The organism is Methylobacterium sp. WL1 (assembly GCF_008000895.1).
Taxonomy (GTDB): Bacteria; Pseudomonadota; Alphaproteobacteria; order Rhizobiales; family Beijerinckiaceae; genus Methylobacterium.
This window is the reverse complement of record NZ_CP042823.1, coordinates 4,259,846-4,285,097: the sequence shown is the minus strand read 5'-3', so window position 1 is coordinate 4,285,097 and position 25,252 is coordinate 4,259,846. Positions and strand designations below refer to the sequence as shown.

Genomic DNA, 25,252 nt, shown 5'->3' with positions numbered 1-25,252 from the left:
CGCCTGCCGCGCAGTTTCGACGCGGGCGCGCCATCTCGGAGGCGCGATATACAAAATACGGCAAACAGCAGCTCGATCGTCGATTGATGGTCGAATGACCGAGCTGTAAATAATCTCAAATCCATCAGAGTAGAGAATTAAATTAAGCCATTTTGCGGGCAGTAAGCCGTATAGATGACTCAAATGTTGACATCAATTCGAGCCTGTGAAATTGACTTGCAAGAAATTGGCAGTCATATGGATATTTATAACCGATGTTTGAGATAGATACGAGACATTCGATATCTTTTCGCGTCGGTATATTGGTGACCGTGCTGATCGCATTGTCGATCGCAAGCATTTCCGGCCTGATGCTGACGGAGATGCGTGGCGAACTTCGGGATCGCGCCCAGCTGGCACTCGACAGCAATCTTCGCCTGCTTCGCCAAACCCTCATCGACGAGGGCGGGGCGGGGGCGGCCTTCGCGATCACGGCCGGACAGCTGGTGATCGGGCGGCACGCGATTGCCGCCGACGATCCAGCGGTCGATCGTGTCCGCGACATTCTCGGAGGGACCGCCACCGTGTTCCTCGGCGATACGCGGATCGCCACCAATGTGATAGCGCCGGACGGCCGGCGCGCGATCGGAACGCATCTCGCCGCCGGGGCCGCCCGTGACACGGTCCTGCGTGACGGCCGGGGCTTTCGCGGCGAGGTGGATATTCTCGGCACAGCCTATCTCACCCGGTACGAGCCCATTCAGGACGCCGGCGGCCAGACGATCGGCATCCTCTACGTCGGCGTGAAGAAGGCGGACTTCCTGGCGACCCTGGATGCGTTGTTGCAGCACGCCGTGCTCGTCGGTGTCGCGATCACCCTGGTCAGCGTCGCCCTTCTTTGGGGCGTCCTGAACCGTGCGATGGTGCCGCTCAGAAGACTGACCCATGTCCTCATCGATCTCGGCCGTGGGGATCTCGACCGCGACATCCCCGCCACCCAGCGTCGGGACGAAGTCGGCGCCATGGCGCGCGCCGTGCAGATCCTGCGGATGGACGCTCAGGCGCGCCAGCGTCTCGAACGGGAGGCCGAGATGGCCGCTGTCGAGAAAGCCAGAGCCCTGGATCAGCTCGAGGACACGCTCAGCGGCTTCCAGGGTGCCATGCAGGATGTGGTCACGACCGTTGCCCGCAACACCCGCGAGATGGGCGACATGGCGGAGGCGCTGACGGCGATTTCGACACAGACGGCCCGCGAGGCGGATAGCGCGTCGACGATCTCGACCGACACCGCCGCGCATGTCTCGGCCGTATCCGCCGCCACACAGGAATTGTCGGGGTCGATCCAGGAGATCGCGCAGCAGATCGACCGGATGTCGCAAACGATCCGTCAGGGGAGCGTCACCGCCGGAGAAACGGCCGGGCAAGTGCGGGACCTTGCCGCGACGGGCGAGCGTATCGGACTGGTCGTGGCCTCGGTGCAGGCGATCGCCGAACAGACGAACCTGCTCGCGCTCAACGCCACCATCGAGGCGGCCCGCGCCGGCGAGGCGGGGAAGGGGTTCGCCGTGGTGGCTGCCGAGGTGAAGACGCTCGCGGCCCAGACGGCGAAGGCCACGCAGGACATCGTCGCGCACGTCGCCGAGATCCAAGACGGTACGCGCCGTGCGGTGGTCGCCAACGATCAGGTCTCAGATGTCATGGCCGTCATCTTGGACTCGGCCGCCAGCGTGGCTTTGGCGATTGGGCAACAGGATGCCGCGACACATGAGATCGCCCGCAACGTCCGGAAGGCCGTGGACGGGGCAAGCCAGCTCTCCGGAAGCATCTCGGGCGTTCGCTCGGTCGCCGGCGAAACCGCGGGCGCGGCCGGCGGCGCCCTCGAGGTCGCGCGCGCGATGCGGTCGCAATCGGTACAGATCGATTCTCAGGTCCGCGCCTTCTTGCTGGCGCTGCGGCAGGGGCCGATGGATCGTAGCCAGCGGACGGGCTTGAATAGCTCCGGCCCCGAGCTGGACGCATCGCGCGCCGTCGCTTGACGCATACGGGTCGTGGGTCGGTCTGCGGCGCCAAGCCGGGGTCGCCGCGGCGCTCGAGCGGGCGTCCATCTCGATCGCCGGGTCGAACGCAAACCTAGGCCTGCGCCCGTCGTCGACCGGCTCCCTACAGCCCGCGCTCGTAGCGCCAGGCCTCCATCCCGTCCTCGTAATAGGCGGGCTGCACGGCGAAGCGGGTGTAGCCCCGGCGCTGGTACAGACGGATGCCGGCGCCGTTGTCCGCGCGGACCTCGAGGCGCAGGCGGTCGCAGCCATGGGTGCGGGCCTGGGCCTCCGCGGCGTCGAGGAGTTTGCCGCCGAGCCCGAGGCCGCCGCGGTTGGGCGCCACCGCGATCGAGGCGAGGCGGGCGATCCGGCTCCCGCGTCGCCGCTCCAGCACCGCCGCGCCGACCAGGACCGGATCCCCATCCCCCTCCGGCCCCGCGATCAGCGCCGCCAGGACGTCCATGCTCGGGGACAGGATCGCGTGGCGGATCGCCCGGCGCTCGGCCCGGTCGGTGGCGAAGGCGGCGTGTTCCAGGGCGACGAGGGCGTCGAGGTCGGCGAGCCCGGCCGTGCGGATCTCCGGCTCCGGGAGCCCGTCTCCGCTAGGATCGCGCGCGTTCATGCACAGGGGGGCGTTCACGGGGGCGTTCACGGGGGCGCTCACGCCCGGGCCGTCGTGCCGGCGCCGAAGCCGGTTCGGTCCGTGCGGATGGATGATGAGGACGCCGCGCCGGAGCCGGGCGCGATGGCGAGACGATCCGGCACCGCTCTCGATCTGTTCGGCCCGGCCATCACACGCTCGACTAAGGACATCGCTCCGGCGGTCAGATGCCCGCTTCCGGACCGCTTGGGAAGCCCGCGCGACCCGGCCGCTGGTCCAGGATGCGGCGTTTTTGCAACGGCGGCGGCCGTGGGCGGATCGCGCGGGGGAATACGGCTCGATCGAGCCCGAAACCCCTTGTTGTCGGGGGTCGTTCTCCGTATATGCGCGGTGCCCAATTTCGCACGTGCCTGTGGCCGCGTGCCGGTTGGTGGGCATCCGGTCAACTGCCGGACAGCCGCCAGGGGTCTTAAAGGATCGATGGTCGCAAGGGTGGATCCCTACGGCCGGCATCCAGGTGGCAACACCGGACCCCGACAACAACCGGCAGCCGGAGGCGAAACCGGCGAACCCCGCTCTCCACGGGGGACGCAGCTTAAAGCAACGACGAACGGGCTTTTTTGGTCTCGTCGGCCCTCCAAAGGCCGGCACCGAAGAGGCTTGTTTCTCTTTGCCCGGCGTGCGGTGGGGGTCCTCCCTTCCAATCCACGGCAGCTTCCGGGTGCTCTGCGCCCGCATGGATCGACGCGTCTCCAAAGCGCGTGGGTCCGCGCGACGCATCGCCCCCTGACGCCGACGGCCCGTTGGGCCGTCACATCGACAGCGCGCCCGCAAGTCGGGCGCTCGCGAACCCGTGCCGGGAGACGACCATGACCGATCGCATCCGTGATTTCCTGCGCGTGCGCCGTGACCTCGGTCAGGACGAGGGACCCGTGATGGTCCTCGACCTCGATGTCGTGCGCGACAACTACACCGCCTTCGCGCGCTCCCTGCCGGACACCCGCGTGTTCTACGCCGTGAAGGCCAATCCGGCCCCCGAGGTGCTGCGCCTGCTCGCCGAGATGGGCTCCTGCTTCGACACCGCCTCGGTGGCCGAGATGGAGATGGCGCTGGCCGCCGGCGCCACCCCGGACCGGATCTCCTTCGGCAACACCATCAAGAAGGAGCGCTGCATCGGCCGTGCGCTCAAGCTCGGCATCCGCCTGTTCGCGGTGGATTGCCAGGCCGAGGTCGACAAGATCGCCCGGGCCGCCGAGTCCGTGGAGGTCGCGGCCTCCGACGTGCGCGTGTTCTGCCGCATCCTGTGCGACGGCGCCGGCGCCGACTGGCCGCTGTCGCGCAAGTTCGGCTGCGTGCCCGAGATGGCGACCGACGTGCTCGAGCACGCCCACCGGCACGGTCTGGAGGCCTACGGCATCTCGTTCCACGTCGGCTCGCAGCAGGGCAACACCGAGGCCTGGGACGGCGCGCTGGGCTCCGCGGCGGCGATCTTCCGCGAATGCGCCGAGCGCGGCATCGGCCTGTCGATGGTCAACCTCGGCGGCGGTTTCCCGACCAAGTACCTCAAGGCGGTGCCGGGCGTGGAGAGCTACGGCGAGGCGATCTTCCGCGGCCTCACCAAGCATTTCGGCAACCAGATCCCGGAGACGATCATCGAGCCAGGCCGCGGCATGGTCGGCAATGCCGGCCTGATCGAGGCGGAAGTCGTGCTGGTGTCGAAGAAGTCCGCCGATCCCGACGAGGTGCGCTGGGTCTATCTCGACATCGGCAAGTTCGGCGGGCTCGCCGAGACCATGGACGAGTCGATCCGCTACCCGATCCGCACCACCCGGGACGGGGACCGGACCGAGCCGTGTGTCATCGCCGGCCCGACCTGCGATTCGGTGGACGTGCTCTACGAGCGGCAGCTCTACCCGCTGCCGGTCTCGCTCTCGATCGGCGACAAGGTCCTGATCGAGGGTACCGGCGCCTACACCACGACCTACGCGGCGGTGGCCTTCAACGGCTTCCCGCCCCTCCAGCAGATCGTCATCTGATTTTTTTTCGGATCGTTCCGGCGGCCCACGGCCGCCGGACGTCGATCTCGAAAGCCGCAGGGATGGAGGGCGTTCGGCCCGCCATCCAAAAATAGCTTCTCCCGCTTGTCGGCCCGGGGAGGGCGTTGCCATGATCGAGATCCGCGCGGAGCACCTGCACGACGTCCCGGCGCGCGAGCGCCTGCTGGACGCCTGTTTTGCCGGCAATCGACGCGCCCGGACCTCGGAGCGCCTGCGCGAGGGACGGCGTCCCGCCCGCGGCCTCGCCTTCGCGGCGACCCGGGCCGGCCGCCTCGTCGGCACCCTGCGGTTGTGGCACGTCGAGGCCGGCCTCGCCCGCCCGGCGCTGCTGCTGGGGCCGCTCGCGGTCGATCCGGCGATCCAGGGCCAGGGGCTCGGCTCGGTGATGATGCAGGCCGCCCTCGGGCGGGCGGAATCGCTGGGTCACGGCGCGGTGCTGCTCGTCGGCGACGCGCCCTACTACGCGCGCTTCGGCTTCGACCAGGCGCTTACCGAAGGGCTGACCCTGCCGGGTCCGTTCGAGCGCGCGCGCTTCCTCGGACTGGAACTCCGCAAGGGGGGGCTCGCGGGCGCCGCGGGCATGGTCCGGCCGACGGGCGTCCTCGCCCCGGTCGAGCCCGTGGCGGACGAGGCGGTGGTTGCGCGACGACGCGCCGCCTGATGGCCGCGGCCGGTCCGGGTGAGCCCGGGCCGGCCTCAGTGAACCGTTTCGCCGTCCCCGACGCCGGATGCGTCGGGCGAGACCGCCATCAGCCGCGCGATCTCCTGCGCGACCCGGAACAGGGCCTCCTGCAGGGGCGCCAGCGCGGCCTTGCCGCCATCCTCTTCGATCAGGCCGTGCGCGATCAGCAGATGGTCGGCTACGAGATCGAGGGTCGAGACCGGAGCCGTGGAGGGACTCGGCGGCGGCGGGACGAAGCGCCCGAGGCCGCCCTGCGCCTGCAGGGCCTCGCTGCCGGGGGTGATCTCGGTGATCGAGCCCAGGAATCCCAGAAAGGTTCGACCGGGCGGCCCGTAGGAAGGCACCGCCCCGGCCATCGCCCAGATCGACGCGCCGCCCTCGCTGGACAGGCGGAACTGGACGGTGAACTCGGCCTGCGCCTCCGCGGCCTCCTTGATGACCGCCCGCAGCACTGCGCCGTCCTCGCTGTGGAGCCGCTCGAACCAGCCCTGCCCGACGGCGTCGCGGCTGGCCTGCCCGGTAAGGCCATGCCATTCGGAGCTGACATACGTCAGGGCGCCTGTAGCGTCGGTCATGAAGATCATCGGATGACCTCCGGATGCGGAAGGCGGCTCGACGGATAGAATCCGCCCATCGCGAGCGGGACTCCCTCGGCAATCGTGCGCGGATGCCGCCCGTTCCGGCGCGCGGGCCGAAAGGACGGAGCGGCCTGGGAAATCCACCGCTGCCCGGACATGCCGGCGATGCGCCGGACAGGGGCGGCGTCCACCGCCCTGGCCGCCATCGTGCATTGCGCCGGGCGGCCACGATCCCGCATAGACGGACCGCCGGCTTCCCCAGAAGGCTTTTCGACCGATGCAGATCGCCACGCCCTATCTGATGTTCCTGGGTGACGTGCCCGACACGCTGGCGGCCAAGACCGCCTACGGCATCAAGGATTGGCGCCCGGAATGGTGCGTCGGCCAGATGCGTCTCCCCGGCTGCGCGGCCGATCTGGGGATCCCCGACATGACCCTGCCGGAGGCCCTGGCCAAGGGCTGCCGGACCCTGGTGATCGGCGTGGTCAACGCCGGCGGCACGCTGCCGGACCATTGGATCAAAGAGATCGTGGCGGCGATCGAGGCCGGTCTCGACGTGGCGAGCGGCCTGCATGTCAAGCTCGGTGCGGTCCCGGCGATCGCGGAGGCCGCCGCCCGGCGCGGCCGCCAGCTCCACGACGTCCGCCACACCGATGAGCGCTTCCCCACCGGCAAGGGCACCAAGCGCGCGGGCCGGCGCCTGCTCACCGTCGGCACCGACTGCTCGGTCGGCAAGAAGTACACCGTGCTGGCCTTGGAGCGCGGCATGCGCGAGCGCGGCCTCGACGCGGATTTCTGCGCCACCGGACAGACCGGCGTGTTTATCTCCGGCCGGGGCGTCGCCATCGACGCGGTGGTGGCTGACTTCATCTCCGGTGCGGTCGAGACGATCTCGCCGGAGGCCGCCCCGAATCACTGGGACCTGCTGGAAGGGCAGGGTTCGCTGTTCCACCCGTCCTTCGCGGGGGTCAGCCTGGGCCTCCTGCACGGTGCGCAGGCCGACGCCTTCGTGGTCTGCCATGAGCCGACCCGCACCACGATGCGGGGCGTGAAACACCCGTTGCCGACCCTCCAGCAGGTGATCGACCTCACCGTGCAGCTCGGCAGCCTGACCAACCCGGCGATCCGCCCGGTGGGCATTGCCGTGAACACGCAGGCGCTCAGCGAGGGCGAGGCCAAGGCGCTTCTCGACAAACTCGCCGCCGAGCACGGCCTGCCCGCCACCGACCCGGTGCGCTTCGGCGTCGCCGGGCTGGTCGACCGGATCGTCGCCGACTTCCCGGAGGTCTGACATGGCCCGCCGCCTGACCCTCTCCGTCGAGCGCTTCCCGATCGCCGGCGCGTTCACGATCTCCCGGGGCAGCCGCACCGAGATCGCCGTGGTGGTGGCGACCATCACGGACGCGAACGGGATCGGGCGCGGCGAGTGCGTGCCTTATCCGCGCTACGGCGAGAGCGTCGAGAGCGTCGTCGCGCTGATCGAGGGGCAGGCGGAGGCGATCGCCGCCGGGATCGGCCGAGACGAGCTGACCGCACGGATGAAGGCGGGGGCGGCGCGCAACGCCCTCGACTCGGCCCTGTTCGACCTGGAGGCCAAGCTCCAGGGCCGCCGGGCCTGGGAGATCGCCGGGCTGCCGGCGCCGCAGCCGGCCGTCACCGCCTACACGCTAAGCCTCGGCACGCCCGAGAGCATGGGCGAGGCCGCCCGCACGGCGTCCCACCGGCCGCTGCTCAAGGTGAAGCTCGGCGGCGTCGACGACCCCGAGCGCATTGCAGCGGTGCGGGCGGGCGCCCCGCAAGCCCGGCTGATCGTCGACGCCAACGAGGCGTGGCGCCCGGAGACCGTCGAGGCCAACCTCGCGGCCTGCCTGGCGGCGGGCGTCGCGCTGATCGAGCAGCCCCTGCCGGCCGACGCCGACGCGCTGCTCGCCGAGATCCCGCACCCGGTCCCGGTCTGCGCCGACGAGAGCCTGCACGACCGCGCCGGCCTCGACAGGCTGGCCGGCCGCTACGACGCGATCAACATCAAGCTCGACAAGACCGGCGGCCTGACCGAGGCGGTACTGCTCGCCCGCGAGGCCCGGGCCCGGGGCTTGTCCGTGATGGTCGGCTGCATGCTCGGCACCTCGCTCGGCATGGCGCCCGCCACGCTGCTGGCGTCCCAGGCCGACTTCGTCGACCTCGACGGCCCCCTGCTGCTCGCCCGCGACCGCGCCCCGCCGCTGCACTACGACGGCAGCATCGTGCATCCGCCGGAGCCGGAATTGTGGGGGTAGGGGAGGCGACAGGATCGGGGCGATGGCTCACCGCCCCGCCCTGAATCCGGTGGCGGTATTGAGCTGAATAACACGATTATCATTCACATTATTATTAGCGATATCCCGGGCTGAGAGCGTCTAAACTACTCCGCCAATTCCAAAAAATGCCGTCCCTGTCGATCGTCGATCTCGACGATCCAGAGATCGGAATCGAACCGGATCTCCTTGGTCAGCCGCTCCTCGACGTCGAGCGGCGTGCCGCCCGTGACGAGCGCGGTGAAGCGGCGGTCGCCGCTGTCCTCAGCCTCGAACAGGGCCTGGGGGGCAGGGCCGTAGAGGTCGGCGGTGCCGTCGAGGCGGTCGACCTTGACGAAGATCGCGCCGGCCTCCGGAGAGCCGCCCCGCCGCTGGACCGCCGGGATGCCCTCGATGCCGAGGCGGCGCAGGTGGGCCGAGACCCAGAAATCGGAGCGCAGGCGCATGCGTGTCGGGCCTCCCGGACGAGCGCCCGGGATGCGCGAAAGCGGCCGCTTGAGCAACCGTGGATCGGACCGCTCGCATCGCGCCAGACCCGGCCTTCGCCCGACCGGATGCACAACGATCAAGTCGGCCGAGTAATCCGAGAAAATAATCCGTCAAGATCGGGATTAAAATAAGATCAATCGATGTGTTATTGCGCACATAATCACTGAATTCTGATGATTAACTGAGCATAAGCCGCTCAGATTTGCAGGAGACGGCGCGGAAAGGAGCATCTACATGCCGAGATTCGCTTGGATTGCTGCACTCATCCTGTCCTCCGCCTGCGCAGTCAGCGCACCGGCCGACGTCAAGGCGGAAACGCTGATGGATCTGCTGGGCAACCGCGAGTCGAGGTCCTGCCCACGCTATCAGCGGACCGCGAGCGACCCCTGCAACATCGTGGTCCATCGATCCGGGGGAAATCCGACCCAGGACATGACCGGGTCGATCGGCCATGCGAAGTCCTGGCAGGGTAATGGCGGCCCGCGCTGCAAGACGATCTGCCGCTTCACCGGCACGCAATACTGAGTGCGCCAAGCCGGCGGATCCGGGCCTCGCCCGGTTCTCGCCGGCTCCTATAGGCCCTCGCCGCGCCGGCGAGCGCCTCAACCCTGTCCGGCGTGGGACAGCAATGCGCGCAGGGTCCGGCCCGCGGCCTCGCCGGTCACCGGCAGCTTGGCGCCGCGCTCGAACTTTTCGATCGCCGCCCGGGTGCCCGGCCCCATCGCACCGTCCGGCTTGACCGGATAGCCGAGCTTCGACAGCGCCTTCTGCGCGCGCAACACCGGATCGGCGTCCTTTTCGGATTTGGCCGTCTTCGGGGCCTCTTTGGCGGTCTCCTTCGGTGCCGGCTTCGCGGCAGACCGGGTCGGGACGGCCCTGGGCGTCACCGAGGCGGTCGTCTCGTCGGAGCGGATCAGCTCGGCGATCGGATCGCGGACGACCTGCTTGGCCGCGGCGCGCTCGGGTTGCACCGACTCCTTGACGACATCCCGGATCGCCTCCTTCGGGGCCGCCGCCGCCTCGCGCGGGGGAGGGGCCTTCTGGGCCGCGACCTTGGGCAGGATCGGCGCCGGATGGCGGCCGGATTGATGGCCGAGGGCGTTGAAGCAGATGAAGCCGGCCGCCCCCACGGCCACGAGGCTGCTGACCACCGTGCCGGGGCTGTTCCGGCACGAGGCGCCCGTGGCCTTCATGGCCCCCACCAGCACGCCGCGCCAGTCGCTCGGGGCGGCGCGCCGCTGGACGGGACGGCGGGCGGAGCGTGCCTCGCCCGGGACGGTGATCTCGCGGTAGCCTGACATCGTGTCTCCTTCTCGCGGATCGCTGGCTCAGCCGGCGCGGCGCAGGGCCGGCTCCGACGCGGCGCCGGGTTCCGCGTCGAACAGGCCGAGCGGCAGGCGCACCACCGCCGGCGCAGGGGGGCGCCGCGCCGCGCACGGCCGTGCGGATCGGGGCGGGGCCGGCGGCGGCCGCCGGATCCCGGCAGACGAAAGGCAGCGTCACGGTGACGGCGGTCCCGGCACTCGGGGCGCTCTCGATCAGCATCGCGCCGCCGTGCAGGCCGACGAGGCCCTGCACCACCGAGAGGCCGAGGCCGGTTCCCTCGTGCTGGCGCTTGTAGCCGCCGCTGCCGGCCTGGAAGAACGGCGTGCCGAGCTTGGGCAAGTCGCCCTCGCCGACGCCGACGCCGGTATCGGCGACGACGATCTCCAGGCCATCCGGGCCACGGCGCAGGGACAGGTCGACCCGTCCGCCCCGCGGGGTGAACTTCACCGCGTTCGAGATCAGGTTGATCAGCACCTGTCGGCACGCGCTGGGATCGGCCGTGATCTCGATCGGGCCCGGCACGGAGGCCGCCAGCGTGACCCCTGCGGTCTCGGCCTTGAGACGCATCAGGTCGCAGCAGGTCTGCACCAGCGCAGCGGCATCGAACGTCTCCGGCGCGTAGTCGAAGTTGCCGCTCTGGATCCGGCTCATGTCGAGGAGCGTGTTGACGACGCCGAGGAGGTGGTGGCCGGAGGAGCCGATGATCCCGGCATATTCCCGGGCCTGGTCCGGGCTGAGGCTGACCGCGCCTTCACCGGCAAGCACTTCCGAGAAGCCGATGATCGCGTTGAGCGGCGTGCGTAGCTCGTGCGTGACGTTGGCCAGGAACCGCCCCTTGATCGCGTCGGCGCGCTCGGCCTCGGCGCGGGCGCGCTCCAGCTCCTCGGCGTGGCGGTGATGCTCGGTCATGTCGCGGGTCACCGCCACCACCGTCATGGCCGTGTCGTGGGGGCCGTGCGCGATCCGGTGGGCGCGCATCTCGGCATGGATCAGGCGGGCGCCGTCGGGCCGGCCGGCGGCGGGCTCGACGTGGAGGCGCAGCGGCAGCGTGGCCGGGCGCCCGCTGGCGGCGACGTCGCTCACCGCCTTGAGGAAGGCGGGACGGTCGGCGACGTGGACCCGCTCCAGCAGGCCGTGGCCGCGCAGCTGCGCCGCGTCGCTGCCGACCATCCGGCTCGCCGAGACCGACGCCTCGAGCACGCGGCCGTTGCGGTCGTGCCAGGTCACGAGGTCGTCGATCGCCGACAACAGCAACCGGTCGCGGGCCTCGTTGTCGCGCAGCCGCTCGCGCCAGGTGCCCTCGTTGCGCATGTGCTCCAGGGCCTGGGCGGCGACGTGGCCGATCGCGGTGATCGCGAAGACCGGAAGGGCGACGCTGGCGGAGATGTCCACCAGCGGGACGGCGCCGCCCCAGGAGCCCAGGAAGACCACCCCCAGGACGCCGAGGACGGCCAGGAATGCCGCGGCGGCGGTGGCCCGCATCGAGCCGGACACCAGGGCCTCCAGCGGGATCGCCACCAGCCAGACCGCTGCCGGGGATGTGGCTCCGCCGGTGAGGCCCGCGAGGCAGACCACCAGACCGGTCAGGCCGGCCGACGAGATCGCGTGCGCCATCCAGAGGCACCCGGTGCGGGCGAGCAGCACGGCGGCCAGCACCGGCAGCAGCAGGCTGGCGATCGCCACCACCTCGATGCCCGACGGCACCCCGCGCCAGAGCAGGTAAGGCGGCAGCGCCGCCATCATCACCACGCCGGTGGCGAGGCGCGACACCAGGAAGCGCTCATGCCGGAACCGGACGCTCGCATCATCCGCCACGGATTCGTGGACGAGCCCCGCGAGACGGTCGTCGAGCAGAGACGTCAGGGCTTTTTTTACAGGCAAGGCTCACACGCGCCGCGGTGAATGCCAATCGACATTCCCCGCGCCTCCGGCTCGACTTCAAAACGACTACCGGACAGTCGCAGGGGCGGCTTAAACGAGTGTTGCGCGACTTGGCCGAATGCGCGGGATGCTTTCCGTAAGGTAACCAGACTTCTACGCGCGGGCTTCGTTCACCATGGCGCGTGAAAACCGAACCGGTTGAGGCGGAGTTCACGAAACCGGACGGATTTTCGCGTTCGATAGCGCGCGACATCCGCCACGGAGCCCGCCCGATGACTTTCCTGCTGCGCGCCGCGCTGGTGATCGGCGCGCTCTCGTACTGCGCCCTGCTGCGCACCGGCGCGGATCCGGCCGCGGAGACCCGCAAGCTCACGGGCGCGGCCGCCGCGAACGCTCGGAATGCGGTTCCGGCCGCCCTCGACGCAATCCCTGCGGAGACCCGGGACCGGGCGGTGCGTGCGGTGCTGGCCCGGGGCCTGATGGCGGAGCTGAGCCGACGCGCCGGCGTTGACGAGCCCGAGCCGGCCTCGAACGACACGCTGGAAGCCTCCGACCGGCAGCCCGCCTGGCGGGGCCCGTCGGATCCGCGCTGATATCGGGTTTCCAAAGGGCCGAGCCCTTCTGAATCCCTGACCGCGATGGCTCAGCCGGCCTCGCCGCCGGTCGCCCGGAAGGCGCGCATCGGCAGGGGCGGGCGCTGTGCCCCGGCGCGCTCGGGGCCCTGGCGCAGCGTTGCCTCCGGGCCGTGCAGCGGCTGGTGGGCTTCACTGCGTCCGCGCTCGGCCAGCGGCGTATCGAGGATCGCCGCGATCAGGTCGCGGGAGGCCGGCCGGCTCACGGTCCGGAACAGGCGCACCAGGCCAGAGACACGCTCGGCCGAGCGCGCGACGCCCTGGTTGAGGGTGAGGAAGATGAAGACCGCCTCCTCCTCGTGCAGGCCGGCGGCGCGCAACCCGAGCGTCAGCAAGTCGTAGCGTGCCCCGGGATCGGTGACGACGGCGAGGAAGTCGTGGGCAATTCCGAGGCTGTCGGCCAGGGCCGCGATGAAGCGCGGGACGTCCTGGGCCGCCGAGAGGCCGGTCAGGGTCTCCGCCCAGGCCGCGCGGCGGCGGCGGGCAGGGCGCAGGGCGGCGGTCGCCTCGACGGTCCGGCCGATCACCTCGCGGCGAATCGGATCGGCGTGCAGGTAGAGCGGCACGAGGTCGGCGGCCGAGACATCCGGCCGGGCCAGGAGCCGGTGCGCGAGGTCGGCGACGCCGCGGCCGCGGCTCACGAGGCGGGCGAGCGCCGCACCGCGCAGGGTGATGCCGACATTGGCGGCGAGCGCCACGTCGATCTCGAGGCGGTCCTCGCGGGACAGTCCGTCGACCGCCTCGCGGCTCAGCCCAACCCGGGTGGCGATGCGGGCGGCGATGTCGGATCCGTCGGCGAGGGCGGCCTCGATCAGGCTGTGGCTCAGGACCGGGGCGAGCGTCACCACCGTGTCGCGGACGGCGCCGCCGCGGAGGGCGAGCGCCTCCAGGACGGTGGGTGGCGTCTCAGGGAAGGGGGCGAGCTTGCGGGCCACGACCTCGGCGGTCTCGTCGTCCACCGTAGGGATCAGGCCGCAGGCGAGGGATTCGAAAATCTCGACCTCGGCCCGGTCCCGTCCGGGTGCCCGAACGAACAAGTCGGTCTGCACGCGGAGGATCACCGGCTTGAGATCGAGATTCTCGATCCGTGCCAATTCGAGGAGCCCGGACAGGTCCGGCGGAGCGTCGACGGATGGGGGCATGAGGATCGGTTTACGCAAGACTGCAGTAAGCTCACGCTAACCGCATCGACGTGAATCGACCTTTAAGCCGCCTCCAGCGGTGCCGTGTCGTCCTGCATCATCCCGGGACCCCGCGGGGTCCGGCCCGGAGCGCTCAACGTCGGCGTAGATGCCGGTTCGGCCTCAGCGAGCGCGTCGGATCTAGGACGGAGAGCCGTTCCAGATCGCAACGCGATCGGGAACGGCCCTAATGCGTCAGCCAGAGGGACACCGTCAGCACCACCGCGATCGCCACGATGGCGCCCGCGAAGGCCGGGGTGATCCAGGGCGTGCGCGTCTGCATGATCCCGGCCGCCGCCTTCTCGGAGGGCGCGCGCTCGTTCTGCCGCGCCAGGCGGACTTCCTGGGAGGTCGGCGGTGCGCCTCCGGCCTCCTCGCAGGTGCCGAGCGGGGCGGCGCCGACATCGACATGGGGAATCTTGTCGCCGGTTCGCCCGCTGTCGATATCGCCCTTGAGCTGCGCCGAGGTCGGGTTATTCGAATCCGGCGGCGGATCGGCCTGAAGGTTTCCGGGTGACGGCGGGGTTTCGGATCTCAGCAGCATCGGTGGAACTCCAGTATCTGCGGGTCAACGCCCGATATCCGCTGCCGGCTGCGCCCATGGTGTCGCGGATCTCAAGTCTCGCCGGATCCGCGCTTCAGCAAGGGCCGCGCGAGGCTGTGCCCGTCGGCGGCGAACCCGGCGGCCTCGCAGAAGGCGCGCAGGTCGTCCTGGCCGGGCCCGACGCTCAGGACCAGCCGGTCGCAGCCAGCCTGGCGCGCCGCCCGCCCGGCCGCTTTCAGGAGCACTCGGCCGATGCCCCGGCGCCGGGACTCCGCCCCGACGATCAGGGTGGTGATCAGGCCCGTCGCCCTGGGCGCCTCCAGGGTGCGGACGGGACTGAGCGCGATCAGGCCGCTCGGCGGGCCCCATTCCACCGCCACCAGGGCCGTGCCGCCGCCGCCCTGGAGCGCGTCGAGCCGGACCGTCAGATCCGCCGCGCCGACCGCGACACCGGCCGCACCCAGGAGTTCGGCGAGACCCGGAGCGTCGGACCCTGCGGCGGCGCGGATCTCCAACCCGTAGCGATTGCCCAATCCACGCTCCCGTACCGTGTTGCCGGGCGGTCAACGCGAGCCTTCGCGATCGGTCCCATCCGGTGCATCTCAGATCCGGCGCCAGCCGGGTCGGGCCGGCTCGCCGCCGTCACGATACGGTGTGCGTTCCGCTCGGTCTGCGGAGCGGCCGACCCCGGGCAGGCCGGTGAGCCGCGGGGTCGAGATCCGGTCCGCCGCCGCGCCGGCACGCCTCGAACGGGATCACGCAGAGCCTGTCCGTCACCGGACGCGCAGTGGTGGGTTCGGAACGGGTGTGTCGTTGGGGGCTTTGCACCCCAGCCGAACGGGCCATGGGAGTGCGCAGCATGTCGAGCCGGATGCCGGACCGAACCAAGGACGGGCAAGGCGTTGATGCGCCGGACGCGGATGGGCGGTCGACGGCGCCCGGCCGTCAGCCAGAGGCCGACAAGCCTGAGAAGAGCGAGGCCGAGAAAGCCGAGACGGAGCGCGCCGCGGGGGATGTGGCCGACGATCTCGCCGACTTCGCCTGATCGGTTTCCACGGTGGGCGGGGCGGGCCCCGGAACGCAGATATGGTTCGGGCGGCGCACGGGATGTGCGCCGCCCGAACCATCAGTCGGATCGAGGCTCCGGGATTGGGGCCGCCCGAGACCGGGCGACCGGCTGGATCAGGCGGTTTCCTTGGCCTTGCGCGGACGGCTCGCCTTCTTCGGCTTCTCGGCCGGCTCCTCCTCGGGCTCCTGCACGGGCGCCGCGGACTTGCGGCGCTGCTGGCCAAGGCCAAGGCTGCGGGCGAGCTCGGAACGCTGCGCCGAGTAGCTGGCGGCCGTCGAGGGGTAGTCCCGCGGCAGGCCGAAGCGCTCGCGATACTGCTCGATGGTCAGGCCGTTGCGCGACAGGTGACGCTTCAGCGTCTTGTAGGGCTTGCCGTCGATGAACGAGATCAGCGCGTCCGGGGTCACCGACTTGCGGATCTGGGCCGGCGTGGGCTTGTCGGCCGTCTCGGTGACGGCAGCCGCCGGAGCGGAGAGCTTTGCCAGAGCCGCGTGAACGCCGGCCAGGAGCGCGGGCAATTCGCTGATCGGGACGGAATTGTTCGAGACATACGCGGACACGATGTCCGAGGCCTGCTCGATAAAGGTCTGCTGCTGATCTGTGGCGATGTCGTCCATCGATGACTCCCTCTATCCGACGGTGGGGCACGGTTCTATCGTCTGTGCAACAAAATCAAGTCGTCGTCGAGAGTTTCCTTACATAATGCGTCGGCCATGAACACGCATATTACTCAAGCCGTCGGTGCAGCTGAAATCGTCGGCCGAGCAACGCGACAGCGGCGAGCCGCACTTGAACGAGATCCGGTCCTTGCGGTCTGCAGGCGTTACGCCTTTGGGACGCGTCGATTCCGCGGCTTCGTCTGAGAAAATCGTTGCCCGGTCTCGCAACAGACCGGAAACACGTCGCACGCGGCGGGATCCGGGGCGTGAGCGGGTCACGGGATTGTATACTGTCGGCCCGATGACGATGTCGGCGGAATCAGATCTGGGGATGGCGGCGTGGATCAACCATCGGAGCAGGGCACGGTCTTCGGCGCCCACATCCCGTTCGTGGACCATTGCGGGATCGAGGCCCTGGACGTGCGGGAGGGCCGCACCCGGCTGCGCCTCGTCCTGCGGCCCGAGCACGCCAACAACCTCGGCATCGCCCATGGCGGCGTGATCTGCACGCTGCTCGATGTCGCCCTCGGGACCGCCGCCCGCCTGAAGGCCGGGCGGCCCGTGGTGACCCTGGACATGCAGACCCGGTTCCTCGCACCGGGGCGCGGAACCCTGATCGCGGAGGGGCGCGTCACCCGGGCCGGGCGCTCGGTGACCTTCTGCGAGGCCGAGATCCGCGACGCGCAGGGCGAGCTGGTGGCAAGCGCCACCGGCCTGCTCAAGCCCGTGGGCGAGGGCGCCCCGCGCTGACGCCGGTTCCGGTTCGGCGAATTGACGCCCACCGATTGACGCCCAATCGGCGCAGTGGGAAAGCCTACCGCATGACCATGCCGGACGCCGCCCGCGCAGCCCTGACTGCCCCCCTGTCCGAGGCCGACGTGACGGCCATGAAATCCGAGGCCGCGGCTTGGTTCGCGACCCTGCGCGACCACATCCTGGCGGCCTTCGAGGCCCTGGAGGCCGAGGTCGAGGGGCCGTTCCATCCGGATGCCCCCACGGGACCCGGCACCTTCGAGAAGACGCCCTGGAGCCGCACCGACCATACCGGTCGGCCCGGCGGCGGCGGCGTCATGGCGATGCTCAAGGGCCGGGTGTTCGAGAAGGCCGGCGTCCACATCTCCACGGTTCACGGCGAGTTCGCCCCGGAATTCCGTGCCCAGATGCCCGGGGCCGCCGAGGATCCGCGCTTCTTCGCCACCGGCATCTCGCTGATCGCGCATCCATGGAACCCGCATGTGCCGACGGTGCACATGAACACCCGCTTCGTGGTGACCACGAAGGCGTGGTTCGGCGGCGGCGCCGACCTCACGCCCGTTTTGGTGCGGCGGCGCAGCCAGGACGATCCTGACAGCCGGCATTTCCACGCCTGCCTGGAGCGCGCCTGCGCGGCCCACGGCGTCGACCATGCGGCCTACAAGGCTTGGTGCGACGAATACTTCCATCTCAAGCACCGCAACGAGCCCCGCGGCATCGGCGGTATCTTCTATGACTATCGCTGGACTGGAGATCCGCAGGCGGATCTGGCCTTCACCCGCGACGTGGGGCGCGCCTTCCTTGAGGCGTATCCGAAAATCGTGCGCGACAACGTCCACACCGCCTGGACCGAGGCTGATCGCGAGGAGCAGCAGGTCCGGCGCGGGCGCTACGTCGAGTTCAACCTGCTCTACGACCGGGGCACGATCTTCGGGCTGAAGACCGGCGGCAACGTCGCCTCGATCCTGTCGTCCCTGCCGCCCACCGTGCGCTGGCCATGAGGGTGTTCCGTTGAGCGCCGGGTTGCCGGCGGCTTTCGCGCCCCAGCAGGATGCGGCGCTGAAGGCCATCGCCGCCTGGCGGAAGGCCGGCGGAAGCCAGGTGTTCCGGCTGTTCGGCTATGCCGGCACCGGCAAGACCACGCTCGCCCGCCGGATCGCCGAGGATGTCGACGGCACCGTGGTCTACGGCGCCTTCACCGGCAAGGCGGCCTCGGTGATGCGCCAGAAGGGCTGCTACGACGCCGCCACGATCCACTCGCTGATCTACCGCACCAAGGAGGCGGAGGAGGGCGGCCCCACCTTCACGCTGAACCGGTCCGGCCCGGCCGCGAAGGCCGACCTGATCATCATCGACGAGTGCTCGATGGTCGATTCCGACCTCGGCAACGACCTGCTGTCCTTCGACCGGCCGGTGCTGGTGCTGGGCGACCCGGCGCAACTGCCCCCCGTGCGCGGCGGCGGCTTCTTCACGGAGGCCGAGCCCGACGTGATGCTCACCGAGGTGCACCGGCAGGCCAAGGACGACCCGATCGTCCGTATGGCCATGACCGTGCGCGAGGGCGGGCGGCTGGAACTCGGGACCTACGGGCAGAGCCGGATCGTCTCCCGGCGCACGCTGGACCCGGCCGAGGTGCTGGAATGCGACCAAGTCCTGGTCGGCCTCAACAAGACCCGCCGCCTCTACAACAACCGGCTCCGGGAACTCGCCGGCCACACCGACCCGATGCCGGCGGTGGGCGAGAAGCTGGTCTGCCTGCGCAACGACCGGGTGAAGGGCCTGCTCAACGGCTCGACCTGGACAGTGCAGGCCCTGCGCGCCCCGCCGCGCCCGGACCTGATCCGCCTCGACGTCGTGCCCGAGGACGACCCGGCGCTGCGCCGCCGCGCCACCGACATCAAGGTGCTGCGCGCGATGATCTCGGGCACGGACGAGGAGATCCCGCTGTTCCTGCGTCGCGAGACCGACGAGTTCACCTACGGCTACGCGCTGACCGTCCACAAGGCGCAGGGTTCGCAATGGGACCGGGTGACCTTGTTCGACGAATCCTACGCCTTCCGCGAGCACCGTGCCCGCTGGCTCTACACCGGCCTCACCCGGGCCGCGCAGGCGATCACGATCGTGGTCTGACCGGCCCACGCCGCAGCTTGTGAAGCCCGACCCCGCGTGCTACGCACCGCCCGTCTCATTGAGGCACCTCGCGGAGAGGTGGCAGAGCGGTTGAATGCACCGCACTCGAAATGCGGCATGCCTGCAAGGGCATCGGGGGTTCGAATCCCCCCCTCTCCGCCAAGTACCCCCTTAAGTGCTTGATCCGACACAAGCTATTGGTGCGTAAGGCTTTTTTCACCGCCTGGTGGTACACACAGGTGGTACACATTGCCCTTGCCGATGGCTCGACCCTGGAAGCATCCCAAGACCGGCGTCTACCATCTCCGCAGGCGCGTGCCCGCGGACTTGGTTAAGCTCGTCGGCAGGGAGATCGAGAAGCGCTCCCTCGGTACCAAGGACCCGACCGAGGCGAGGGCCCGGCACTTCGCCGCCACCATGGAGGTCGAGGAGCGCTGGGCGAACCTCCGCAAGGGGAACCAGCCGCTCAGCAACCGGCAGGTCCAGGCCCTGGCCGGCGAGATCTACAGCAGGAAGGTCGCCGAGCACGCCGACGACCCAGGCGCGCCCGAGGAATGGCGCCGCCGAACCTTGGCGGACAGAAGCCTGCAGGGTCTGCGGAAACTCAGCGCAGGGAAGCCGTCCGCCCTGCGGCTGGCGACCGGGTGGTCCGAGGCCGAGGCGGTGGTTCGGTCCCGTCACGGCGACGACGTCGACAGGTTCATCGCCAACAAGGGCCTGATCGTCTCGGAGGCGGATCACCGCCGCATCGTCCTGGCCGCCGCGGAGGCGAGCGCCCTGGCGAACGAGAGCCTTCTCCGCAATGCCGAGGGCGACTACACCCCTGACCGGAAGGCGGAGCGCTTCCCGGAGCCGTTCGCCGCGGCCGGGGCGCTCAAGCTCGATGTCCTCTGGATCGAATACAGGCGGTCGCTCCAGCCAAGCGAGGCCACCGTCAAGCGGTGGTACCCGATCCTGACGAAGTTCATGGCCTTCGTCGGCACCGAGGATATCCGCCGCGTCACGACCGCCGACGTCATCCGGTGGCGAGACAAGATGCTCGACGAGGCCATGGACCTGAGTCCTCTCACCGTCAGGGACGTCTATCTCGCGGCCCCGAAGGCCCTCTTCGGGTTCGCGGTCTCGCAGTCGAGGATCGGGAGCAACCCAGCCGCGGGCGTGGTCGTGCGGGTCAAGAAAAAGAAGAAGCTCCGCAAGTCGGGCTTCTCGTCGGAGGAGGCGGACTTGATCCTGTCCGCATCCCTGGCGCCGCAGAACGGCCTCGCATCCCGCGAGCTGAAGGACGCCCGCCGATGGGTGCCCTGGTTGTGCGCCTACTCCGGCGCGCGGGTGAACGAGATCACGCAACTTCGTGTTCAGGACGTCAAGCGGAGCGAGGGCGTGTGGGTCATGAACATCACCCCCGAGGCCGGCAACACCAAGACCGGCCCCCGCGAGGTGCCGCTCCACGACCATCTGGTCGAGCAAGGTTTCCTCGACTTCGTACGCTCCAAGAAGGCCGGCCCGCTGTTTTACAGCGTCGCCCGCCAGCGCGGCGCCTCGGCCGGCAACCCGACCTACGTGAAGGTCGGCGGGAAGCTCGCTGAGTGGGTTCGGGCCGTCGGCGTCGACGATGAGAACGTGCAGCCGAACCACGGGTGGCGACACCGGTTCAAGACGATCGGGCGAGCGGTTGGGATAGACTCAGCGAGGCTCGATGCCATCCAGGGTCATGCCCCGGCGACGGAGGGTGACAAGTATGGCGAGTTCCTCCCGAACGCCCTGAAGCTGGAGGTCGATAAGATCCCTCGCTACGAGGTCGTGGCAGGCGCCGCCATCGACAGGCGCAGGAAGTCGGTGACCGCGAAGGCATCGGACGGCTTGCTCGCCGTTGCGGAGGACGAAGGCCCGACATGAACCCGAACGCTTAGGGCTTGGCTCCGTGCACTTTCGTTCGACGTCCTTGGAACGCCGGACTGGCGTGCCGATCCGACACGCTTGCCGCCCGTTAAACGGCTGGGGCTTCCAAGCCCGTCTGGGGCGACGCTGGCAAGTCAGCCCCGGGTTGGTAGGCGTGAAGCCGGCGCGGAGTAGATCCCTAAGCCTTGGGACATAGCGTCTTCGCCCGGAAACCTTGCCATTCGGTGACCGTACGCGCAGTTGACCAGCGTCTTCACCACGGCGCCCGTTCCCAATCGAGAGCAGAACCGCGGCAACTACGAGATCCCGGCCTGGCGCTCCGTGAAGACCTCGACCACCAGGGGACCGGGTTCGCGATCCATAGCGTGATGTCGTGACCCGGTCGGCCCAACATGTCGTGACAGATCAGGGTGCTCGACCGAACGAGTTCGACGGCGATGTGACGAAAGTGTTCTTCATCGTTCGTGTCCAGGATGGCATCGACCATCCGAGCCGGACGCCCATGATCCAGCAGCACGTCGTCGACACCCTGGCCGACGCCCTCGTGGCCGAGGGGACGCTCGTGTCCACCTCGACGATCCAGAAGGCCCTGAGGCGGTATAATCGCCTGCCGGGGGAACCGGAAGGCAAAGGCGTCTCGAACCGGGACCTGCAGGACCCTCTCGCGGACTGGAAGAAGCGACGGCGCTACAAGGGTCATCTCGCGACGCTGGACCTGCCGGAGGAGATGGAGAAGGCTATCGCCTCATTCGCCGAGTTGGCGATGCGGATCGCGGAGGAGCGATCGGCCGCGGCGCACGAGCCGACGAAGCCATCGATGGAAGGTGCCGCGCTGCTAGGTCAGATGGAGCGCCTGGTCGGTCGGTTGGAGGAACGACTGGCCGGTCTGGCAGAGGAAAACCGCGCGTTGCGCGAGGCCATGGCGCCCACTCGGTCGGCATCGACCACCCCGCCCCCGGCAATCGGGGTCCCGAGCTTCGTCACCACCATGCCGCATGTCCGGATCGGACGCAGGAATGGCGTCTCCGCATCCGCGTCGAGGCATTTCTGGACCCGTCTCATCCTTGAGTTGACCGCCTTCATCAGGCGCTCGGGTCCGAAGACGGCAACGGAGTTGGTGGACGTGATCGACGACGAGACCAAGTCGCTTGCCGCATTGGCCTTCGACCCCATCGGCGTCGGAATGCTCGTCGAGAAACTCAAGTTCCGTCTTGAGAGGCGCAACCCCACCTTGGTGCTCAAGGATTGCCGTTACGACGTGAAGCGGCGGGATGCACCCAACCGGACGCGTCCCGAGGCTCAGGCGGCCTGATATCCTGAGAGGGCGAAATCGCGATCCCCTCGATGGCCCGGGCGAAGCTTCCCTCACGGTTGGGTCGCGGTCGGCGGTCTTCCTTGATCCGGCAGGGACTCCTCAAGGTAGAGCGGCTCAAACGTTCGGTCATCGGTAACGGGTAACGTTGGCAACTACCATTTGTCGATCGGACAGGATCCGGGGCGCCCGTCACCTTGGATGGCGCGACCGCTCGATGTGGCCTGAGCGGTCGTTAATCTCTCCCCAAGCCCTCGAAGTTGCGCCGTGACGCTTGAAGCGAATATCGGGTGGGATCAAATGCCGGGACGCCATTGAAGGCCGGGGAGATTGAAGGCAATCCTCGCCGAAGAGGGTCGCTGATCCGACAAGGCGTCAAAAGAAACAATGGGCGGGGGAATGTCGGGTTGGATCGAGCAGAGCGAAAAGCGTAGACACGCCGAGCTGTCTGGCTACGCCATCCTCGACACGGCCGCAGAGGCGGAGTTCGACGACATCGTGAAGGTGGCGTCAGAGGTCTGCGGCATGCCGGTGTCGCTGATCTCGCTCCTCGACGGCGACCGGCAGTGGTTCAAGGCCGAGACCGGTTTCGGCCAGGGCGAGACGCCGCGGTCCCAGTCGATCTGCGCCCACGCCGTGCAGCAGGACGGTGTCTTCGAGATCGAGGACCTGACGCGGGACGCCCGCACCTTGGCCAATCCGTTGGTGACCGGCGGTCCCCAGGTCCGCTTCTACGCGGGAGCCCCGCTGCGAACCCCAGACGGCGTGGCCCTGGGCGCCCTGTGCGTGCTCGATACCAAGCCGAACAAGCTCACGCCCTCGCAGGCATTCGTGCTCCGCACGCTGGCGCACCAGGTCGTGACGATCCTGGAACTGCGCCGTTCGCTTCGCCTGCGCAAGGAGAGCGACCGGCGCAACAAGGCGATCCTGGAAAGCGCGGTCGATTACGCCATCGTCTCCTTGGACATGAAGGGGATGGTGACGAGTTGGTCACCCGGCGCAGAGCAGATCCTCGGCTGGGACGAGGCCGAGATGTGCGGCAAGCCCGCCCATGTCTTCTTCACCGAGGAGGACGTCGCGGCCGGCATCCCCGAGCAGGAGATGGCCTCGGCCCTGCTGCACGGTCGCGGCACCGACAAGCGCTGGCACCTGCGCAAGGACGGCAGCCTGTTCTGGGCAAACGGCGAGATGATGCCGCTCAGGGACGAGGAAGGCCGCCACGAGGGCTTCCTCAAGATCCTGCGCGACCGCACGGATCAGCGCAACGTCGCCGCCAAGGGAGCGGCCGATGCCGCGTTCATGCGAAGCGTGCTCACGTCCTCGGCCGACTGCATCAAGGTCCTCGATCCGGACGCGAGGCTGACCTACATGAACGAGGGAGGCCTCGCCGTGATGGAGGCCGACGACTTCAACCAGGTCAACGGATGCGACTGGACCGGGTTCTGGCATGGCCAGGCCAGGGTCGACGCAAGGTCGGCGTTCTGGGAGGCCCTGGCCGGCGGCACCGGGCACTTCCAGGCACCCGCCGAAACGCTGAGGGGCACGCCGAAATGGTGGGACGTGCAGGTCACGCCGATCCGAGGGGCGGACGGCCAGCCCGAGCGGCTGCTTGTGGTCTCGCGCGATATCACCCGGCAACGGACGTCCGAGCATCAGGTCGCCGAGAGCGAGAAGCGCTGGCGCGGCCTCTTCGACGGCATGCAGGAAGGCTTCTTCGTCGGCGAGTTGGTGCGCGATGCGGACGGGCAAGCCGTCGACTACCGGTTCATCGAGATCAATCCGGCCTTCGCGAGGCAGTCCGGCCTTCCGGCCGACAGCATCGGTCGGACGATCCGGAGTTACGTGCCGGATATCGAGCAATGGCTCATCGATAGTTACGCGCACGTCGTCGACACCGGCGAGCCAGCCTTGTTCGAGATCGGTGTCCCCGGCCTGCACAGGTGGTTCGAGGTCCGTGCCAACAAGGAGACCGGCCAGCGCTTCGGCTGCCTGTTCCTCGACGTCACCGAACGGAAGCAAGGCGAGGTGCGGCGCGCGGCGATGGTCGAGCTGGGCGACCGCATGCGCAACTCGAACGATCCCGCCGAGATCCTGCGCGTGGCATCGGACATCCTCGGCCGTACGCTGGGTCTGTCCCATGCCGGTTACGGGGCGGTGGAGCACGACCGGGAGACCATCCTCGTCGACCAGGGATGGACGGCACCGGGACTACCCAGCATCGGCGGCACTCACGGCTTCCGGGACTACGGCACCTACATCGACACCCTGAAGGCAGGCCATGCCGTGATCATCGACGATACCGGCGACGACCCTCGCACCGCCTCGGATGCCGGCACGCTCGCCGCAATCCACGTGCGGTCGCTGTTGAACCTGCCGGTGATGGAGCACGGGCGGTTCGTAGCGTTGCTCTATGCCCTGAAGGATGTCCCGTACGCCTGGAGACCCGAGGAGATCAGCTTCGCCAACAACATCGCCGACCGGACGCGTGCTGCACTCGCGCGGATCGAGGCAGAGGAACGACAGAGGACGCTGAACCTCGAACTCAGCCACCGCATGAAGAACATGCTTGCGATGGTGCAGTCAATCGCCACGCAGACCATGCGCACGGCGACCGACCTCGACGCGGCCAAGGATGTCTTGGCCGGTCGGCTCATCGCCCTCGGCAAGTCCCACGACCTGCTGCTGGGCGGGGCGGTCGGCTCCGCGCCCATCGAGACCCTGATCAGCAGCGCCCTCGAAACCCACCAGGACAACTTCGGGCGCTTCGTCCTGGAAGGTCCGAGCTTCTCGATCGGATCCAAGGCGGCGATGTCGCTGTCGCTGATATTGCACGAGCTCGCCACCAACGCGGCCAAGTACGGCGCCCTGTCGACGGCCCAGGGCAAGGTGTCGATCGCCTGGTCCCTCCGCGACGAGGGCGGCGAGCCACACTGCGCCCTGCGGTGGTCAGAGCACGAGGGCCCCGTCGTAGTCCCTCCGACGCGAACCGGCTTCGGGTCCAGGCTGATCGGGCGTGGCCTCGCCGGCAGCTTCGGCGGCGAGGTGGACCTCTCCTACCCGCCCTCGGGCGTGGTGTGCCTGATCGACGCCCCACTCAGGGGCCTGCAGGCCGAGGACACGCCGGGGATCCGCCGTTAACACGTCGAA

22 protein-coding genes, 1 tRNA gene and 1 pseudogene are annotated in these 25,252 nt (G+C 69.2%); 15 read left to right on the top strand and 9 right to left on the bottom strand.

What is annotated here, in order from left to right; translation table 11 throughout:
* Positions 1-305 precede the first annotated feature (305 nt).
* The gene (locus FVA80_RS20850) at positions 306-2,015 is read left to right on the top strand and encodes a methyl-accepting chemotaxis protein (RefSeq protein ID WP_187193449.1); all 1,710 of its coding nucleotides are present in this window, start codon (positions 306-308) and stop codon (positions 2,013-2,015) included.
* 124 nt (positions 2,016-2,139) lie between these two features.
* On the opposite strand, the gene FVA80_RS20845 is transcribed toward FVA80_RS20850, so the two are convergent.
* On the bottom strand, positions 2,140-2,640 hold the full coding sequence (locus FVA80_RS20845) for an N-acetyltransferase (RefSeq protein WP_147906544.1): 501 nt from the start codon (positions 2,638-2,640) through the stop codon (positions 2,140-2,142).
* 848 nt (positions 2,641-3,488) lie between these two features.
* Between FVA80_RS20845 and FVA80_RS20840 the strand changes: the two genes are divergently transcribed.
* A complete protein-coding gene (locus FVA80_RS20840; RefSeq protein WP_147906473.1) occupies positions 3,489-4,655 on the top strand; it encodes a type III PLP-dependent enzyme in 1,167 nt (388 codons plus the stop codon).
* 130 nt (positions 4,656-4,785) lie between these two features.
* Complete coding sequence (locus FVA80_RS20835) at positions 4,786-5,337, top strand: N-acetyltransferase (protein ID WP_147906472.1); 552 nt, start codon at positions 4,786-4,788, stop codon at positions 5,335-5,337.
* A 35-nt stretch (positions 5,338-5,372) separates the two neighbouring features.
* On the opposite strand, the gene FVA80_RS20830 is transcribed toward FVA80_RS20835, so the two are convergent.
* The gene (locus tag FVA80_RS20830; protein WP_147906471.1) at positions 5,373-5,942 is read right to left on the bottom strand and encodes a PAS domain-containing protein; all 570 of its coding nucleotides are present in this window, start codon (positions 5,940-5,942) and stop codon (positions 5,373-5,375) included.
* Positions 5,943-6,213: 271 nt separating this feature from the next.
* Here FVA80_RS20830 and dgcN point away from each other — a divergent pair, with 271 nt between their 5' ends.
* Positions 6,214-7,227: an N-acetyltransferase DgcN gene (dgcN, locus tag FVA80_RS20825; RefSeq protein ID WP_147906470.1), complete on the top strand. Its 1,014-nt coding sequence runs from the start codon at positions 6,214-6,216 to the stop codon at positions 7,225-7,227.
* A 1-nt stretch (position 7,228) separates the two neighbouring features.
* Positions 7,229-8,212, top strand: coding sequence for an N-acetyl-D-Glu racemase DgcA (gene dgcA, locus FVA80_RS20820; protein ID WP_147906469.1), 984 nt, complete (start codon positions 7,229-7,231; stop codon positions 8,210-8,212).
* Between the two features lie 125 nt (positions 8,213-8,337).
* Here dgcA and FVA80_RS20815 read toward each other — a convergent pair whose 3' ends face one another.
* Positions 8,338-8,676: a DUF1491 family protein gene (locus FVA80_RS20815; RefSeq protein WP_147906468.1), complete on the bottom strand. Its 339-nt coding sequence runs from the start codon at positions 8,674-8,676 to the stop codon at positions 8,338-8,340.
* A 277-nt stretch (positions 8,677-8,953) separates the two neighbouring features.
* On the opposite strand from FVA80_RS20815, the gene FVA80_RS20810 reads away from it, so the two are divergent.
* Positions 8,954-9,244, top strand: coding sequence for a hypothetical protein (locus FVA80_RS20810; RefSeq protein ID WP_147897041.1), 291 nt, complete (start codon positions 8,954-8,956; stop codon positions 9,242-9,244).
* A gap of 77 nt (positions 9,245-9,321) precedes the next feature.
* Here the strand turns inward: FVA80_RS20810 and FVA80_RS20805 are convergent, their stop codons facing one another.
* Positions 9,322-10,020: a peptidoglycan-binding domain-containing protein gene (locus tag FVA80_RS20805; protein ID WP_147906467.1), complete on the bottom strand. Its 699-nt coding sequence runs from the start codon at positions 10,018-10,020 to the stop codon at positions 9,322-9,324.
* Between the two features lie 27 nt (positions 10,021-10,047).
* Positions 10,048-11,926, bottom strand: a pseudogene (locus FVA80_RS20800) (PAS domain-containing sensor histidine kinase).
* 272 nt (positions 11,927-12,198) lie between these two features.
* Between FVA80_RS20800 and FVA80_RS20795 the strand changes: the two are divergent.
* Entirely contained in the window at positions 12,199-12,519 is a 321-nt protein-coding gene (locus FVA80_RS20795) for a hypothetical protein (RefSeq protein ID WP_147906465.1), read from the top strand.
* 50 nt (positions 12,520-12,569) lie between these two features.
* On the opposite strand, the gene FVA80_RS20790 is transcribed toward FVA80_RS20795, so the two are convergent.
* The 3 genes from FVA80_RS20790 to FVA80_RS20780 form a co-directional block, all read right to left on the bottom strand.
* The gene (locus FVA80_RS20790; protein ID WP_147957865.1) at positions 12,570-13,700 is read right to left on the bottom strand and encodes a DUF2336 domain-containing protein; all 1,131 of its coding nucleotides are present in this window, start codon (positions 13,698-13,700) and stop codon (positions 12,570-12,572) included.
* A 226-nt stretch (positions 13,701-13,926) separates the two neighbouring features.
* Positions 13,927-14,283 (bottom strand): hypothetical protein, encoded by a 357-nt coding sequence (locus FVA80_RS20785; protein WP_147906463.1) that lies wholly within the window; start codon positions 14,281-14,283, stop codon positions 13,927-13,929.
* 71 nt (positions 14,284-14,354) lie between these two features.
* Positions 14,355-14,816 carry a GNAT family N-acetyltransferase gene (locus FVA80_RS20780; protein WP_147906462.1) on the bottom strand — a complete coding sequence of 154 codons (462 nt, stop codon included), beginning with the start codon at positions 14,814-14,816 and terminating at the stop codon, positions 14,355-14,357.
* Between the two features lie 311 nt (positions 14,817-15,127).
* Here FVA80_RS20780 and FVA80_RS20775 point away from each other — a divergent pair, with 311 nt between their 5' ends.
* Complete coding sequence (locus FVA80_RS20775; protein WP_246692055.1) at positions 15,128-15,328, top strand: hypothetical protein; 201 nt, start codon at positions 15,128-15,130, stop codon at positions 15,326-15,328.
* A gap of 137 nt (positions 15,329-15,465) precedes the next feature.
* On the opposite strand, the gene FVA80_RS20770 is transcribed toward FVA80_RS20775, so the two are convergent.
* A complete protein-coding gene (locus FVA80_RS20770; protein WP_147855615.1) occupies positions 15,466-15,969 on the bottom strand; it encodes a MucR family transcriptional regulator in 504 nt (167 codons plus the stop codon).
* 381 nt (positions 15,970-16,350) lie between these two features.
* Between FVA80_RS20770 and FVA80_RS20765 the strand changes: the two genes are divergently transcribed.
* From FVA80_RS20765 to FVA80_RS20735, 7 genes are all read left to right on the top strand, one after another.
* Entirely contained in the window at positions 16,351-16,761 is a 411-nt protein-coding gene (locus FVA80_RS20765) for a PaaI family thioesterase (protein WP_147855614.1), read from the top strand.
* Positions 16,762-16,838: 77 nt separating this feature from the next.
* A complete protein-coding gene (gene hemF, locus FVA80_RS20760; protein ID WP_187193734.1) occupies positions 16,839-17,765 on the top strand; it encodes an oxygen-dependent coproporphyrinogen oxidase in 927 nt (308 codons plus the stop codon).
* 10 nt (positions 17,766-17,775) lie between these two features.
* The gene (locus FVA80_RS20755; protein ID WP_147906460.1) at positions 17,776-18,894 is read left to right on the top strand and encodes an AAA family ATPase; all 1,119 of its coding nucleotides are present in this window, start codon (positions 17,776-17,778) and stop codon (positions 18,892-18,894) included.
* Between the two features lie 72 nt (positions 18,895-18,966).
* Positions 18,967-19,056: transfer RNA gene (locus FVA80_RS20750), tRNA-Ser, on the top strand.
* 99 nt (positions 19,057-19,155) lie between these two features.
* Positions 19,156-20,790, top strand: a complete 1,635-nt coding sequence (locus FVA80_RS20745) for a DUF6538 domain-containing protein (protein ID WP_147906459.1) — start codon at positions 19,156-19,158, stop codon at positions 20,788-20,790.
* Between the two features lie 376 nt (positions 20,791-21,166).
* A complete protein-coding gene (locus tag FVA80_RS20740) occupies positions 21,167-22,105 on the top strand; it encodes a hypothetical protein (RefSeq protein ID WP_147906458.1) in 939 nt (312 codons plus the stop codon).
* 399 nt (positions 22,106-22,504) lie between these two features.
* Positions 22,505-25,243, top strand: coding sequence for a PAS domain-containing protein (locus FVA80_RS20735; RefSeq protein WP_147906457.1), 2,739 nt, complete (start codon positions 22,505-22,507; stop codon positions 25,241-25,243).
* Positions 25,244-25,252: the final 9 nt, after the last annotated feature.

Excerpts from the sequence above, each read along its gene's own strand:
- FVA80_RS20775 (WP_246692055.1), top strand. The coding sequence starts at position 15,128 with ATGGGAGTGCGCAGCATGTCGAGCCGGATGCCGGACCGAACCAAGGAC.
- FVA80_RS20840 (WP_147906473.1), top strand. The coding sequence starts at position 3,489 with ATGACCGATCGCATCCGTGATTTCCTGCGCGTGCGCCGTGACCTCGGT.
- hemF (WP_187193734.1), top strand. The coding sequence starts at position 16,839 with ATGCCGGACGCCGCCCGCGCAGCCCTGACTGCCCCCCTGTCCGAGGCC.
- dgcA (WP_147906469.1), top strand. The coding sequence starts at position 7,229 with ATGGCCCGCCGCCTGACCCTCTCCGTCGAGCGCTTCCCGATCGCCGGC.
- FVA80_RS20790 (WP_147957865.1), bottom strand. The coding sequence starts at position 13,700 with ATGCCCCCATCCGTCGACGCTCCGCCGGACCTGTCCGGGCTCCTCGAA.
- FVA80_RS20805 (WP_147906467.1), bottom strand. The coding sequence starts at position 10,020 with ATGTCAGGCTACCGCGAGATCACCGTCCCGGGCGAGGCACGCTCCGCC.
- FVA80_RS20830 (WP_147906471.1), bottom strand. The coding sequence starts at position 5,942 with ATGATCTTCATGACCGACGCTACAGGCGCCCTGACGTATGTCAGCTCC.
- dgcN (WP_147906470.1), top strand. The coding sequence starts at position 6,214 with ATGCAGATCGCCACGCCCTATCTGATGTTCCTGGGTGACGTGCCCGAC.
- FVA80_RS20785 (WP_147906463.1), bottom strand. The coding sequence starts at position 14,283 with ATGCTGCTGAGATCCGAAACCCCGCCGTCACCCGGAAACCTTCAGGCC.
- FVA80_RS20745 (WP_147906459.1), top strand. The coding sequence starts at position 19,156 with ATGGCTCGACCCTGGAAGCATCCCAAGACCGGCGTCTACCATCTCCGC.
- FVA80_RS20835 (WP_147906472.1), top strand. The coding sequence starts at position 4,786 with ATGATCGAGATCCGCGCGGAGCACCTGCACGACGTCCCGGCGCGCGAG.
- FVA80_RS20735 (WP_147906457.1), top strand. The coding sequence starts at position 22,505 with ATGTCGGGTTGGATCGAGCAGAGCGAAAAGCGTAGACACGCCGAGCTG.
- FVA80_RS20845 (WP_147906544.1), bottom strand. The coding sequence starts at position 2,640 with ATGAACGCGCGCGATCCTAGCGGAGACGGGCTCCCGGAGCCGGAGATC.
- FVA80_RS20810 (WP_147897041.1), top strand. The coding sequence starts at position 8,954 with ATGCCGAGATTCGCTTGGATTGCTGCACTCATCCTGTCCTCCGCCTGC.
- FVA80_RS20795 (WP_147906465.1), top strand. The coding sequence starts at position 12,199 with ATGACTTTCCTGCTGCGCGCCGCGCTGGTGATCGGCGCGCTCTCGTAC.
- FVA80_RS20815 (WP_147906468.1), bottom strand. The coding sequence starts at position 8,676 with ATGCGCCTGCGCTCCGATTTCTGGGTCTCGGCCCACCTGCGCCGCCTC.
- FVA80_RS20770 (WP_147855615.1), bottom strand. The coding sequence starts at position 15,969 with ATGGACGACATCGCCACAGATCAGCAGCAGACCTTTATCGAGCAGGCC.